Origin of the sequence: Achromobacter mucicolens, from assembly GCF_902859725.1 — a bacterium.
Classification (GTDB): Bacteria; Pseudomonadota; Gammaproteobacteria; order Burkholderiales; family Burkholderiaceae_B; genus Achromobacter; species Achromobacter mucicolens.
Genome location: NZ_CADIJP010000010.1, coordinates 242,978 through 257,770 on the forward strand (window position 1 = coordinate 242,978; position 14,793 = coordinate 257,770).

At 64.6% G+C, this 14,793-nt stretch carries 11 protein-coding genes and 1 pseudogene; 2 read left to right on the forward strand and 10 right to left on the reverse strand.

All coding sequences use genetic code 11. From position 1 onward, the window contains the following. Window positions 1–33 precede the first annotated feature (33 nt). Together HV786_RS15300 and polA are read right to left on the reverse strand one after the other, a co-directional pair. A complete protein-coding gene (locus HV786_RS15300) occupies window positions 34–873 on the reverse strand; it encodes a ZIP family metal transporter (RefSeq protein WP_062838647.1) in 840 nt (279 codons plus the stop codon). Window positions 874–972: 99 nt separating this feature from the next. Continuing rightward, the gene (gene polA, locus HV786_RS15305) at window positions 973–3,690 is read right to left on the reverse strand and encodes a DNA polymerase I (RefSeq protein ID WP_128827768.1); all 2,718 of its coding nucleotides are present in this window, start codon (window positions 3,688–3,690) and stop codon (window positions 973–975) included. A gap of 16 nt (window positions 3,691–3,706) precedes the next feature. On the opposite strand from polA, the gene HV786_RS15310 reads away from it, so the two are divergent. After that, window positions 3,707–4,369, forward strand: a complete 663-nt coding sequence (locus HV786_RS15310) for an LOG family protein (protein WP_476691492.1) — start codon at window positions 3,707–3,709, stop codon at window positions 4,367–4,369. A gap of 64 nt (window positions 4,370–4,433) precedes the next feature. Here HV786_RS15310 and HV786_RS15315 read toward each other — a convergent pair whose 3' ends face one another. Further along, window positions 4,434–5,297 carry a LysR family transcriptional regulator gene (locus tag HV786_RS15315; RefSeq protein ID WP_175211181.1) on the reverse strand — a complete coding sequence of 288 codons (864 nt, stop codon included), beginning with the start codon at window positions 5,295–5,297 and terminating at the stop codon, window positions 4,434–4,436. Between the two features lie 107 nt (window positions 5,298–5,404). Here HV786_RS15315 and HV786_RS15320 point away from each other — a divergent pair, with 107 nt between their 5' ends. Next, window positions 5,405–5,803 (forward strand): tautomerase family protein, encoded by a 399-nt coding sequence (locus tag HV786_RS15320; RefSeq protein WP_128827767.1) that lies wholly within the window; start codon window positions 5,405–5,407, stop codon window positions 5,801–5,803. A gap of 120 nt (window positions 5,804–5,923) precedes the next feature. On the opposite strand, the gene typA is transcribed toward HV786_RS15320, so the two are convergent. The 7 genes and pseudogenes from typA to HV786_RS27230 form a co-directional block, all read right to left on the reverse strand. Then, window positions 5,924–7,747, reverse strand: coding sequence for a translational GTPase TypA (typA, locus tag HV786_RS15325; RefSeq protein WP_056322397.1), 1,824 nt, complete (start codon window positions 7,745–7,747; stop codon window positions 5,924–5,926). Continuing rightward, window positions 7,744–8,496, reverse strand: coding sequence for a tRNA pseudouridine(55) synthase TruB (gene truB, locus HV786_RS15330; protein WP_128827766.1), 753 nt, complete (start codon window positions 8,494–8,496; stop codon window positions 7,744–7,746). Before truB ends, typA begins: the two co-directional genes overlap by 4 nt. A gap of 43 nt (window positions 8,497–8,539) precedes the next feature. After that, window positions 8,540–8,941: a 30S ribosome-binding factor RbfA gene (rbfA, locus tag HV786_RS15335; protein WP_056322392.1), complete on the reverse strand. Its 402-nt coding sequence runs from the start codon at window positions 8,939–8,941 to the stop codon at window positions 8,540–8,542. A gap of 21 nt (window positions 8,942–8,962) precedes the next feature. Continuing rightward, window positions 8,963–12,031 (reverse strand): translation initiation factor IF-2, encoded by a 3,069-nt coding sequence (infB, locus tag HV786_RS15340; RefSeq protein WP_175211182.1) that lies wholly within the window; start codon window positions 12,029–12,031, stop codon window positions 8,963–8,965. 97 nt (window positions 12,032–12,128) lie between these two features. Further along, window positions 12,129–13,607: a transcription termination factor NusA gene (gene nusA / locus HV786_RS15345; RefSeq protein ID WP_128827765.1), complete on the reverse strand. Its 1,479-nt coding sequence runs from the start codon at window positions 13,605–13,607 to the stop codon at window positions 12,129–12,131. Beyond that, on the reverse strand, window positions 13,604–14,107 hold the full coding sequence (rimP, locus tag HV786_RS15350) for a ribosome maturation factor RimP (RefSeq protein ID WP_128828367.1): 504 nt from the start codon (window positions 14,105–14,107) through the stop codon (window positions 13,604–13,606). The genes nusA and rimP overlap by 4 nt, the downstream gene beginning before the upstream one ends. 479 nt (window positions 14,108–14,586) lie before the next feature. Further along, window positions 14,587–14,793 (reverse strand): annotated as a pseudogene (locus HV786_RS27230) (23S rRNA pseudouridylate synthase B); the annotation flags it as partial.

A 14,793-nucleotide genomic window follows, 5' to 3' on the forward strand; every position in this document is an offset into this window, starting at 1 on the left:
CGAAAGCCGGCCATCCCCGCCGCGCCACCTGCGCTAGTGCCGGTGGCCGTGCTCCGCCTGGGACACGCCTTGATCCGCGTGTGCGTCATGGTCGTGCCCGTGGTGCATCAGCGTCGTGACGCTGTAGATCAGCGCCACGCCCACACCGACCAGCAGCAATTGCGGGACGGCATCGGACAGGGATACCCGCTCGTGCATCTGCGGCATCAGGTCGGCCACCGAGATGTACAGGAAGCTGCTGGCGGCAATCACCAGGATGTACGGCGTCCACTCCTGCGCCTGCTGCAGCACGAAGTACCCTATTATGCCGCCGACCGCTGAACACAAGCTGGTGAACAGAATCAGCGCAAAGGCGCGGCGGCGGCGCAGGCCGGCGTTGAGCAGCACCACGAAGTCGCCCAGCTTGTGCGGCACTTCGTGGATGATGATCGACGCGGCCGTCAGCACGCCCAGCAGCGGATCGGTCAGGAACGCCGCGGCGATCAGCACGCCGTCGCACAGGTTGTGCAGCGAACTGCCGATCAGGATCAGCATCCCGCCGCGCCCTGCCTCGTGGCGGTCGTGGCCTTTGTGATGGTGGTGGCCGTCGCCCTCGTGGTGATGGCTGTGGCGCAGCAGCGCAATCTTCTCCAGCACGAAAAAGCCGATCAGCGACGCCAGCATCAGTCCGAAAAGCACGTGGGCGTTGCCGACCCCGGTCTCGAATGCCTCGGGCAGCAGATGCAGGAGCGCCACGGACAGCAGCACGCCGACCGACAGGCTCACCATGTGATGCAGGTATTTGGCAAAGACCTTGTACGCGAGCCAGCTCGCGATTAGGACGGCAATCAGGCCGCCAGTGATGGTGGCGAGCAGAACCCAGAGCAGCAACATGAGGGGGGAGAATTAAGGCGGGGGGAAGCGCAACATTATATTGTTTCAAACCGAAAATCGGAAATGGGCCGTCCGAAGACGGCCCAGCGCCGTCAAAGCCTAGTGCGCCTGCTCCCAGTTCTTGCCGACGCCCACTTCCGCCACCAGCGGCACGCGCAGCGTCGCCACGTTGCACATCAGGCGCGGCAGCGCTTCCTTGACCACATCCAGCTCGTCGTCGGGCGCTTCCAGCACCAGTTCATCGTGCACCTGCATGATCATGCGCGTTTTCAGGTTTTCGGCGTCCAGCCAGTCCTGCACCGCCACCATCGCCATCTTGATGAGATCGGCCGCCGTGCCCTGCATGGGCGCGTTGATCGCCGCGCGCTCGGCGCCCTGCCGGCGCGGACCCGACGCCCCCCGGATTTCCGGCAACTGCAGCCGGCGTCCGAAGACGGTTTCCACGTAGCCCTGCTCGCGCGCCAGGCGCCGCGTGTTCTCCATGTACATCGCCACGCCCGGATAGCGCGCAAAGTAGCGGTCGATGTAGGCCTGCGCGGCGTCGCGCGTGATGCCCAGGTTGGATGCCAGGCCGAACACGCCCATGCCGTAGATGAGACCGAAGTTGATGGCCTTGGCGGCACGGCGCTGATCGGTCGTCACACCCTCCAGCGGCACGCCGAACACTTCTGAGGCGGTGGCGCGGTGGATGTCCTCGCCCGCCGCGAAGGCGCTTTGCAGGTTGGCATCGTCCGAGACGTGCGCCATGATGCGCAGCTCGATCTGCGAATAGTCCGCGGACAGCAACATGCCCTGCTCGGCGATGAATGCCTCGCGAACGCGCCGGCCGGCCTCGGTGCGCACCGGAATGTTCTGCAGGTTGGGGTCGGATGACGCAAGGCGCCCGGTGATGACGGCGGCCTGGGAATAATGCGTATGCACCCTGCCGGTCGCCGGATTGATCATGCGCGGCAGCTTGTCGGTGTACGTCGACTTCAGCTTGGACAGCCCGCGGTACTCCAGCAGCACCTGCGGCAGCGGGTAGTCCAGCGCCAGCTTGCTCAGCACTTCCTCGTCCGTGGACGGCGCGCCGCTCGCGGTCTTGCGCACCACCGGAAGCTGCATGCGGCCGAACAGGATCTCGCCCAGCTGCTTGGGAGAATTCAGATTGAACGGCTGGCCCGCCAGTTCGTAGGCCTTCTGCTCGAGCTGCAGCATCTCTTGCCCCAGCTTGTTGCTCTGGCGGCCCAGTTCCGCGGCGTCGACCTTCACGCCGTTGCGCTCGATCGTGGTCAGCACGGCCGACACCTGCATTTCCAGGCGATAGATGCGTTCCAGCCCCTCGTCGGCGGCGACCATCGGGCGCAGCACCTGATGCAGCTGCAGCGTGAAGTCGGCGTCCTCGGCCGCGTAATGCCCGGCCTTGTCGACCGCCACCTCGTCAAAGCCGATCTGCTTGGCGCCCTTGCCGCACAGATCCTCGTACGACACGCCGCTGCGGCCCAAAAAGCGCTGCGCCAGGTCATTAAGCCCCACGCCGCGATGCGACTCCAGCACGTAGGCCTGAAGCATGGTGTCTTCGGCGGCGCCCGCCAGGCGGATGCCTTCGTTGGCGAACACGTGCGTGTCGTACTTGGCGTGGTGCAGCAGCTTGGCGCGCGCCGGGTCTTGCAGCCACGGCTTGAGCCGTGCCAGCACCTCGTCCTTGGGCAACTGAACCGCGCCATCCGGCCCCCGATGCGCGACGGGGATGTAGCAGGCCACGCCGGGTGCAACCGACATCGACAAGCCCACCAGCCGGGCCTGCATTTCGTCCAGCGACGTCGTTTCGGTATCCAGCGCAACCAGCGCAGTCTGTTGCACCCGTTCCATCCAGGCGTCGAACGCCGCCCAGTCGGAAATGATGCGGTAGTCGGTGGTCTCGGGCGCGGCCGGCGCCTCGTGCGCGATGCGGGCGTCGCCCGCGGGCACGCGTTCGGCGTCACCGGTCAGGTCGCGCAGCCAGGTGCGGAACCCGTAGCGTTCGTACAGTTCGGTCAGCGTCGCGTCGTCGCGCGCACGCGGCGTCAGGTCATCGACGCCGTCGACGTGCCCGGTCAGATCGCAATCGCACTTGACCGTCAGAAGCTGGCGCGTCAGCGGGAAATTGGGAATGGCCTCGCGCAGGTTGTTGCCGGCCACCCCCTTGATGCCCTCGGCGCCTTCGACCAGTTTGTCGATGGAGCCAAACTCCGTAATCCATTTGGCGGCCGTCTTGGGGCCCACCTTGGTGACGCCCGGCACATTGTCGACCGTGTCTCCCACCAGCATCAGGTAATCCACGATGCGGTCGGGCGGCACGCCGAATTTATTCACGACGCCGGCTTCGTCCAGGACCTCGCCGCTCATCGTGTTGACCAGGGTGACGTGGCTGTTCACCAGTTGCGCCAGGTCCTTGTCGCCCGTAGAGACGATGGTGTGCACGTCGTGCTGCGCGGCACGATGTGCCAACGTGCCAATGACGTCGTCAGCCTCGACACCCTCGATTGCCAGCACCGGCCAGCCCAGCGCGCGCACCGCGCGATGGATGGGATCGATTTGTGCTGCAAGGTCTTCGGGCATGGGCGGACGGTGCGACTTGTACTCCGGATACAGGTCGTCCCGAAAAGTCTTGCCGCGAGCATCGAAAATACATGCGGCATACTCTGCCTTATAGTCCGATACAAGCTTGCGCAGCATATTGACCACGCCGTAAAGCGCACCCGTAGGTTCGCCTTGCGCGTTGCGCAAATCAGGCATAGCGTGGAAAGCGCGGTACAAGTAACTTGAACCGTCGACCAGTAATAAGGTTTTTTTCATGGTTACAAAGGCAGATATGGATACACCCGCCGGCAAACAAATTCCGCTGATTATGTCAGAGATAAGGACGGCGGCAGACAAGCTCGCACACATCGGGCCCGCAGTCAGCGTTTTCGGTAGCGCACGAGTCAGCCGTAATTCCCCGTACTATGAAACCACCATCGCGATTTCCGCGGCCCTGGCCGAAGCAGGCTTTGCCGTCATCGCGGGTGGCGGCCCCGGCATCATGGAAGCCGCCAATAAAGGTGCATTCGAATCAGGAGGCACGAGCGTCGGCTTGAACATCAGCCTGCCGCACGAAGCGCACAACAACGAATACCAGACCATCAGCCTGTCCTTCGAGTACTTTTTCCCTCGCAAGGCGGCATTCTTCATGCACAGCTTCGCCTACGTGGCGATGCCGGGCGGCTTTGGCACCCTGGACGAACTCTTCGAAGCGTTGACGCTCATCCAGACCGGCAAGGTCCCGCCGGCGCCCATCGTCCTGGTCGGCAGCGAGTACTGGTCGGGCCTTGCCGAATGGCTTGGCGATCAGGTGCTCGGCAATGGCATGATCGGCGCGCATGACCTGGATCTTTTCATCATCGAAGACGATCCCGTGAAGGTCGTGCGCAAGGTAGTCGAGTTCCACGAACGCGTGATGTCCGACGAGCAGTACGCCCCTTCCCTTCCCGCCTGATCCCGCACGCCCGTCCGGGGCCGCATGCCCCGTGGGCGCAGCCGGCCTGCGTCAAGGCAATGCCTCAGGTCATCGCCTTGACGATGGCCTCGCGCGCCAGCCCCACGAACTCGCTTTCGCCGGGGCGGGCCGCGAGCAGCCGGAATTCCACCGACGGCAACGCCGGCAGGCCAGGCGCCTGCAGCCGCGCCATGCCGGCGCCAAGCGCCGATTCGTTCAGGCACGCCACACCCAGCCCCGCCGCCACCGCCAGCTGTAATCCCGCCACGCCGGACGCCTCGTGCGACACGACATAAGGGAGGCTGCGGCGTGACAACAGCCGCTCAACGTATTGGCGCAACGCGCACGTTTCCGGCAGGGCCAGCAAGGGCAACGGGTCGGCCAGCGGCGGCGTCGCGCCCTCGGCTGCCATCCACAGCAGCGGTTCGCGCCGCAGTAGCGCGCCATCGGCCCGGCCGCGCGCCGCGCCCCGCTCCTGGATGACCATGGAGATGCCGACGTCGATCTCGCCGCGCTCGTAAGCGGCCTCGATCGCCCCGCTCTTCATGATGGTGACGTGCAGCCGCACCTGCGGGTATTGCTCGTTCAGCCGCCGCAGCAGGCGGGCGACGTCGCCGGGGCGGAAGTAATCCGTGATGCACAGGCGCAGTTCGCCGCGCAGCGCCACGCCGCGCAGGTCGCGGTAGGCCTCGTCGCTCAGGGCCAGGATGGTGCGCGCATGCGCCAGCAGGCGCTGGCCGGCGGGCGTTGCGCGCACGCCCGTCTTGCCGCGCACCAGCAGAGGCTGGCCTGCCCTGTCCTCCAGCTTGCGCATCTGTTCACTGACCGAAGACTGCGACAGGAACACCTTGGGCGCAGCTGCCGTCAGGCTGCCCGCGTCCAGCACGGCAACCAGGGTGCGCAGCTGGTCCAGGTCAAATCCGCTCATGGCCTATCCAACGGCAAATACGATGGATGAAATCGTAAATTCCCGCTTTTCCGATGTCAATGCGCTTTCTACACTGGCGCCGTACCTACCCCACCCGGAGAGCCCTCATGCCCCACATCGTCATCCATCGTTCCGGCACGCCCGATGCCGCCACCGACCACCGCATCGTCGAATCCGTCGCCAGGCTGACCCAGTCCGTCCTCGGAAAAAAGCTGCCCGTCATCGCCATCACGCTGCAGCACATTGCGCACGACCTCTGGTTCATCGGCGGGCGTCCCTTGTCGGAACTGGGCAAGAACGCATTCCATCTGGATATCAGCGTGACGGACGAGACCAACACCAAGGCCGAGAAAGCGCGCTTCATCAAGGAGATCTACGCGGCTTTCGCGGACATCCTGGGCGAGTTGCACGAATGCTCCTATGTGCACGTCATCGACGCCCGCGCGGCCGCCTACGGATATGGCGGACGCACGCAGGAGTACCGGCACCAGCACAGCGCCTCTTAAGCGGGCGGCGCCACGCCCTGCGATGTCTGGCTCCTGCCCAACATGCAAAAAGCCGCGCACCCAAAGGTGCGCGGCTTTTCATTGGCCAGGCTTGTCGGCGGCGGGCTGCCGCCTGCAAGCTTAGACCGCGGACTCGCGCGCGGCGCGCTTGCGCTCGTTTTCGAGCAGGTAGCGCTTGCGCAGACGGATCGACTTCGGGGTGATTTCGACCAGTTCGTCGTCGTCGATGAATTCCACGGCGTATTCCAGCGACATCTGGATCGGCGGAACCAGGCGCACGGCTTCGTCGGTGCCCGAGGCGCGCACGTTGGTCAGCTGCTTGCCCTTGATCGGGTTCACGACCAGGTCGTTGTCGCGGCTGTGGATGCCGATGATCATGCCTTCGTACAGCGCATCGCCCGGGTTCACGAACATGCGGCCGCGATCCTGCAGCTTCCACAGTGCGTAGGCCACGGCGTCGCCGTTGTCCTGGCTGATCAGCACGCCATTGCGGCGCTCGCCGATGGAGCCTTCCTTGATGGGCGCGTATTCGTGGAAGATGTGGCTCATCAGGCCCGTGCCGCGCGTCAGCGTCAGGAACTCGTTCTGGAAGCCGATCAGGCCGCGGGCCGGGATCAGGTATTCCAGGCGCGTACGGCCACGGCCGTCCGGCTGCATGTCCTGCAGGTCGCCCTTGCGGCGGCCCAGCTCTTCCATGACGCCGCCCTGGTGGGCGTCTTCGACGTCAACGGTCAGCGATTCGAACGGCTCGCACTTCACGCCGTCGATTTCCTTGAACACCACGCGCGGACGCGACACGGCCAGCTCGTAGCCTTCACGGCGCATCGTTTCCAGCAGAATGGTCAGGTGCAGTTCGCCACGGCCCGACACTTCAAACACGGTGTCGTCGCCCGTGTCGCGCACACGCAGCGCCACGTTGGACTTCAGCTCCCGGTCCAGGCGGTCGCGCACTTGGCGGCTGGTCACGAACTTGCCTTCGCGGCCCGCCAGCGGCGACGTGTTCACCATGAAGTTCATGGTCAGCGTCGGCTCGTCGATGCGCAGCATCGGCAGCGGTTCCTGGTTGGCCGGATCCATCACCGTGCAACCGATGCCCAGGTCTTCAATGCCGTTGATCAGCACGATGTCGCCGGCTTCGGCCTCGTCCACCACGATGCGCTCCAGGCCATGGAACTTCAGCACCTGGTTGATGCGGCCGCGGCCGCCCTGGCCGTCGGGACCGAACTTGTAGGCCACTTCCATGCCCGGGCGCATACGGCCACGGTTGATGCGGCCCACGCCGATCTTGCCGACGTAGCTGTTGTAGTCCAGCGAGATGATCTGCATCTGCAGCGGACCGTTGGGATCGTCCTCGCGCTGCGGCACGTGCTGCAGGATGGCTTCGAACAGCGGACGCATGTCGCCTTCGCGCACATCCGGCGTGAGGCCGGCGTAGCCGGACAGGCCCGACGCGTACACGACCGGGAAGTCCAGCTGCTCGTCGGTGGCGCCCAGCTTGTCGAACAGATCGAACGTGGCGTTGATGACGAAATCCGTACGGGCGCCCGGCCGGTCAACCTTGTTGACCACGACGATCGGCTTCAAGCCCAGGGCCAGCGCCTTGCGGGTCACGAAAATGGTCTGGGGCATCGGGCCTTCGACCGCGTCCACCAGCAGCAGCACGCCGTCGACCATGGACAGCACGCGCTCGACTTCACCGCCGAAGTCCGCGTGTCCCGGGGTGTCGACGATGTTGATGTGGGTGCCTTCATATTCCACGGCACAGTTCTTGGCCAGAATCGTGATGCCGCGTTCCTTTTCCAGATCGTTCGAGTCCATGACCCGTTCGGTCAGCGCCTGGTTTTCGCGGAAGGTGCCGGATTGGCGCAGCAGCTGGTCGACCAGGGTGGTTTTACCGTGGTCCACGTGGGCGATGATGGCGACGTTGCGCAAGGCGCGAGTCATAGCGAGTCCTTTAAGGTCAGGGTGGAGGGCAGCAAGCCCTCCGGCAATTCGTTCAGTGCAAGCAATGCCTGCTTCGGGTCTGGCATGGCCTGCAAGGCTTCCAGTTCAACGGCGCGTTCCAGAGAGAAGGGCCCGACGTGCGTGCGCCGCAGCGCCGTCAGGTGGGCGAAACAGCCCAGCACGCGCCCGATGTCCTGGGCCAGTGTTCGGATGTATGTGCCTTTACTGCAAGCCACATCGATCTCTGCCTGCGTCCCGGTGAGGGACAACAGCTCGATGCGGTATATCGTGATCTGGCGCGGCGGCCGCTCCAGTTCGATGCCCGCGCGGGCGTACTCGTACAGCGGCTTGCCGTCGCGCTTGAGCGCGGAGTACATCGGCGGAATCTGCTCGATGGTGCCCGAGAAACGTGACAGCGCGTCGCGCAGGGCCTGTTCCTCGACGGTAAAACCGGGTTCGGCGGTCGCCGTGACGTTGCCCGTCAGGTCGCCGGAATCGGTTTCCGATCCAAATTGCAGCGTAGCGCGATATGCCTTGTCGGCGTCAAGCATCGCGCCGGAAATTTTGGTGGCGCGACCCATGCAGCACACCAGCAAGCCGGTGGCAAAGGGGTCCAGCGTGCCGGTATGGCCGGCCTTGGCCGCATCCATGGCGCGTTTGGCGCGCTGCAAGGCGTGATTGCTCGACAAACCCACGGGTTTATCAAGCAACAGCACACCGTCGAGCGCAAGCCCGCGTCGTTTAGCCATCGTCGGAATCCGGAAAAAAAATGAAGCAGTGACGACAGCCCGATCAGGACTGGTCTTCTGGCTCGTCGGGTACGCCCGAGTGCGGGCCGGGGCGGTTTGCGCGGTCGATGAGGATCGACATCTCGATGCCACGAGCGACTTGCTCGTCGTGGAAGAAGCGCAAAGTGGGGACGGTATGGATGTGCAAAAGCTTGTAGAGCTGCGAATGCAGCCAGCCGGCCTTCTCGTTCAGCAAGGTGGCGGCGGCTTCGGGCTCGGCGCCCAAAACCGTGAACCACACCTTGGCATGCGCGTAGTCGGTCGACAGTTCCACACCCGAAATCGTGATCAATCCAGCGCGTTTGGTGTCGATCTCGCGCTGGATGATCCCGGCCAGATCCTTCTGGATCTGGTCGGCCAGCCGCAGATTGCGGCCGGGAATGGCTTTGGACTTGTGACGGCTCATTAACAATGCCTGGCGCCTGCTTTACAGCGTGCGCGCAATTTCCTTGATTTCAAAGACTTCCAGCTGGTCGCCCACCTGGATGTCGTTGTTGCCGCGCAGCGTCAGGCCGCAATCGAAGCCCGACTTGACTTCCTTGACGTCGTCCTTGAAGCGGCGCAGCGATTCGAGGTGCCCCGTCCAGTGAACCACGTTGTTGCGCAGCAGGCGGACCTGGGAATCGCGGCGCACGATGCCATCGAGCACCATACAACCGGCGATGTTGCCGAGGCGGGAGATGCTGTACACCTCGCGGATCTCGACCAGGCCGATGATTTCTTCCTTCTTCTCGGGCGCCAGCATGCCCGACATGGCGGCCTTAACTTCATCCACGGCGTCGTAAATGATGTTGTAGTAGCGCACGTCGATGCCGTTGTTCTCGGCAAGCTTCTTGGCGCTGGCGTCGGCGCGCACATTGAAGCCGATGACGACGGCGTGCGAGGCGATGGCCAGGTTGATGTCGGTTTCCGAGATGCCGCCCACGGCGGCGTGCACGACCTGAACGCGCACTTCGTCGGTGGACAGCTTGACCAGCGATTGCACCAGCGCTTCCTGCGAACCCTGCACGTCGGTCTTGACGATAAGGGTGAGCGTTTGCGTGCCTTCGCCGAGGTTGTCGAACATCGATTCCAGCTTGGCGGCCTGTTGGCGGGCCAGCTTGACGTCGCGGAACTTGCCCTGGCGGAACAGCGCGATTTCGCGCGCCTTGCGCTCGTCGGAAAGCGCCATCAGCTCGTCGCCGGCGGCCGGCACTTCGGTCAGGCCCTGGATCTCGACGGGAATCGACGGTCCGGCCGACTGGATCGGCTTGCCGTTTTCGTCGAGCATGGCGCGCACGCGGCCAAAGCTTGCGCCGGCCAGCACCACGTCGCCGCGCTTGAGCGTGCCGCTCTGCACCAGGATCGTCGCGACCGGGCCGCGGCCCTTGTCCAGACGGGCTTCGATGACCAGGCCCTTGGCGGGCGCGTCTTCCGGCGCCTTCAGTTCCAGCACTTCGGCTTGCAGCAGCACGTTTTCGAGCAGATCGTCGATGCCTTGGCCAGTCTTGGCGGACACGCCCACGAACGGCACGTCGCCGCCGTATTCTTCCGGCACGACCTCTTCGGCAACCAGTTCCTGCTTGACGCGGTCCGGGTTGGCGGCGGGCTTGTCGATCTTGGTGACGGCCACGACGATGGGCACGCCAGCAGCCTTGGCATGGTGGATGGCTTCACGCGTCTGGGGCATCACGCCGTCGTCGGCGGCAACCACCAGAATCACGATGTCGGTCGCCTTGGCGCCGCGGGCACGCATGGCGGTGAACGCCTCGTGGCCCGGGGTGTCCAGGAAGGTCACCATGCCGCGCTCGGTGCGCACGTGATAGGCGCCGATGTGCTGCGTGATGCCGCCGGCTTCACCCGCGGCAACCTTGGCGCGGCGGATGTAGTCCAGCAGCGAGGTCTTGCCGTGGTCGACGTGGCCCATGACGGTCACGACCGGCGCGCGCGGCAGCTGCTCGGCTTCGGATTGGGTGGCGGATTCGTCCAGGAAGGCTTCCGGATCGTCCAGCTTGGCGGCGATCGCGACGTGGCCCAGCTCTTCGACCACGATCATGGCCGTTTCCTGGTCCAGGACCTGGTTGATGGTGACCATCTGGCCGAGCTTCATCAATTGCTTGATGACTTCGGCGGCCTTGACGGACATCTTGTGGGCCAGGTCGGCGACGCTGATGGTTTCCGGCACGTGGACTTCACGTGCGATGAATTCCTGCGGCGCCGGCTCGTTGCGGCGGTCGTTCTGCTGGTTGCGGCCACCACGGCCGCCCGACTTGCCACCGCCCTTGCCGCCTGCACGCCAGCCATCGCGGCTGGCCGGGGCTGCCGGCTTGTCGGCGGGCTTCTTGCGCGACGAATCGTCCGACCAGGTCGACGACACTTCGGCAGTCTTGATGGTCTTCTTGGCGCCAGGCGCGGCCGGCTTGGCGTCCTTCTTGGCCGCGGGCGCAGCGCCGGGCTTGCCGGCCGGCTTGTGCAGCGTGCCGGAGATCGGCGCGGCAGCGGGCGCTTCCGGTTCCGGCGCGCGCAGCACCTTGCGGGGACGGTTCAGCATTTCACGCAGCGCGGCGGCCTCGGCCTCGGCGGCGCGGCGGGCTTCGTCGCGGCCAGCGGTCGTGGCGGAAGCGGCCAGCGGCGGCCCGGCACGGCGATTGTCGGCGCGCGAGGCTGCCTTGGGCGCAGCGGCGGGCGCAGCGGCCTCGGGCTTGGCGGCGGGCTTCACGGATTCGGATTTCGCGGCAGGCTGCGCCTGGGCGACAGGCGCGGCGGCCTGGGAGGAGGATGTTTCGGACTTATTGGCTAGCACAGCAGGTTCCGGCTTGGCTTCTTCAGCCTTGGGCTCGGTGGTTTCAGTCTTGATTTCGGGCTTGGCCTCTTCGGCCACGGGCTCGGCAGGAGCAGGCGCCGGCGTCGGTTCGGGTTCAGGCTGGGCCTGAACTTCGGGCGCTTTGGCCTCGACGGGGGCGGGCGCTTCGGCCGCGACGGATTCGGTTGCCGCGGGCGCTTCGGCCGGGGCGGCGGCTTCGACAGCGGCGGGCTCCTGCTGCGGCGCTTCGGCCGGGGCGGGAGCTTCGGCCTCTACAGGCGCCGTTTCGCGAGGTTCGGCGGCGGCGGGCGCCTCGGGCACTGCGGGCACAGCCGGTGCGGAAACCTGCGGAGCGGCTTGCTCGGCAGCTTCCTCTTCGGGACGAGCCGAGGCGGCCTGCTCCAGGGCGAGTTCGGACGGGTCGCGCTTGACGAAGACGCGCTTCTTGCGCACTTCGACCTGGATCGTGCGCGAACGGCCCGTGGCGTCGGCTTGCCGGATCTCGGAAGTCTGGCGGCGCGTCAGCGTGATCTTCTTGCCTTCGGTTGCGCCGTGTGCGCGACGCAGCGATTCGAGCAATTTCGCCTTGTCGCTGTCGGTGACGGAATCGTCAACCGATTTGAGGTCAACGCCAGCCGAACGCAGCTGATCCAGCAGCACGTTGGCAGGCATTTTCAGCTCGGTAGCGAACTGGGCGACGGTATTACTCGACATTAGGCTCTCTCTTCCCTATAGGCAGCTATTACAAACAACGTGAACTTGCGATGGACGAAGCGGAAGCATCCTCCACCGCAGACCCGTGTCCTTATGGTTATTCTTCGTCGAACCAATGGGCACGGGCACGCATGATGAGATCGCTGGCTTCCTGTTCGGTCAGACCGGCGATTTCCGCCAGTTCGTCCGTGGCCAATTGGGCCAGATCATCACGCGTATGCACTTGACGCTCGGCCAGCTTGGCGGCCAGTTCCGGCGTCATGCCTTCGAGTTCTAGCAGATCCTGTGCGGTCTCAAGGCGCTCTTCCTGGGCAATTGCCTCGGTCAGCAGCGCATTGCGGGCACGGGCGCGCAACTCATTGATGGTGTCTTCGTCAAACGCCTCGATTTCCAGCAGTTCCTGCATGGGCACGTAAGCGATTTCCTCGATACCGGTAAATCCTTCGTCGATCAGGATGTCAGCGACTTCCTCGTCGACGTCCAGCTTGCTCATGAACGTGGTGCGCAGACCCGAACGCTCGACTTCCTGGCGGTTCAGGCTTTCTTCCGGCGTCATGATGTTGATCTGCCAGCCGGTCAGTTCGGATGCCAGGCGCACGTTCTGGCCCTTGGCGCCGATGGCCTTCGGCAGGTTTTCCTCGTCCACCACGACGTCCATCGCATGCTTGTCTTCATCGACGACGATGGATTCGACGTTGGCCGGCGCCAGCGCGCCGATGACGAACTGCGCGGGGTCTTCCGACCACAGCACGATGTCGACCTGCTCGCCGCCGAGTTCGTTGCGCACGGCGGTCACGCGCGAACCGCGCATGCCCACGCACGTCCCGATGGGATCGATACGCTTATCGTATGCCACGACGGCGATCTTCGCACGCACGCCGGCATCGCGGGCCGCGGCCTTGATCTCGAGCAGACCCTGCTCGATCTCGGGCACTTCGTTCTCGAACAGCTGGCGGATGAACTCGGGCGACGTGCGCGACAGGATGACCTGCTGGCCACGCGCGGCGTGGTCCACACGCAACACGAAGGCGCGCACGCGATCGGCAACCCGCAGGTTTTCCTTGGGGATCATTTCGGAGCGCGGCAGGCGCGCTTCGATCTTGCCGGTTTCAACGATGGCGTCGCCCTTGTCCATGCGCTTGATCGTGCCGGAAACGATGGTTTCACCACGGTCCAGGAAGTCGTTCAGCACCTGTTCGCGCTCGGCGTCGCGGATCTTTTGCAGGATCGCCTGCTTGGCAGCCTGGGCGCCGATACGGCCGAATTCGATGGGCTCCAGGGGCTCTTCGATGTACTCGCCTTCCTTGATGCCGGGGACGATTTCCTCCGCGTCCGACAGCATTTCCTGCTTGTCGGGTTCTTGCAGGCCGGCCTCGTCGGGCACGACCAGCCAACGGCGGAAGCCTTCGTGGTCTCCCGTTTCCCTATCGATGGAAACACGAATGTCCGCATCATCCTTGAAGCGCTTTTTCATGGCCGAGGCCAGCGCACTTTCGAGAGCGCCGAACACGACGTCACGCGTGACGTTCTTTTCACGCGCCAAGGCATCGACCAACAGAAGAATTTCGCGACTCATCGCTTTTTGCCCTTGAAATCCAGAACGGGATCCAGTTTTGCACGCTCGATGTCTTCGACCGTGAAATTCAACACCTGGACTTCGTTCTTTTTTGCCTCAAATTCGAGACCGAACACGGTCTTGTGCATGCCAGCAGCCGCGTCGGAAGCAGTGGCGTCGTCTTCCGGCACGGTCAACGTGCCCGAGAAGACCTTGCGGCCGTCCAATGCTTCGCGCAGCTTGATTTCGATGCGCTCGCCTGCGAACCGGCGGAACTCGGCCTCGGTGCGCAGCGGGCGATCCACGCCCGGCGACCCGACCTCGAGGCGCTTGTAGTCGATGTTCTCGACCTCATAGACCCGCGACAATTGACGGGACACCTGCTCGCAGTCTTCGATGCGCACACCGCCGACCCGATCGATCGTGACGCGCAAAAGACCCAGGGCGGCACGTTCCACGTCGACGAGTTCGACGTCCATGCCGGCCAGAGCCTCTTCGGTCAATGCGAATAAATCAGCCATATACTCAAAAAAAATGGGCTGCACGCCCAGCCCACCGATATTGCACAGAGCCCAGCCGCTTCCCTACTGCACGTAAGGAGCAATGCTGGGCAGTGCCCTATATTGCGACCTAATTTTTGGCTTGCGCCGTCCTGACTGCCCGCCCCGGTCTGACCGGGGTTGGGATCAATGCCGTGGCGCCTGTGCGCCGTCCGCAGATAGCGGCTCGCTCCAACGAGACTGCTGCAAGCAGCGCCCCTGGGCACGCCAACACGCCAGCACAAAGCCGAGCGCCCGGTCGGCACACATGCAGCCGACGTGCTTTTTGCGGTAAAGCGCACTTGAGAAACCAGTGCTTCCAGCAAAAAGCCATGACGCGAAGCCATGAAAACCATTGATTTTACCAGATAAACGGGAAAATCGCCTGATTCGTCACGGGCTTACGTTTATATGGGACGGATGCGGGGCGGCAGCGCGTTCAGCGGGCCGCCCTGCGGGGATCAGCGGCCCTGGCGTCCCCGGCCGCCACCGACGACACCCAAGCGGGATTCGTGCGCCGACGCACTGCGCGGCTGCCAATCGTCGCCCCGCTGACCGCCTTCGCTGCGGGCGCCGCCCGCACGCGGCGTGCGCGGCTTGCCGCCCGCGCCGGGACCCTTGTTGTTGCCGCCGGCGCGTGCGCCTTCAGCCTTGTTGCCGCCGCGGCC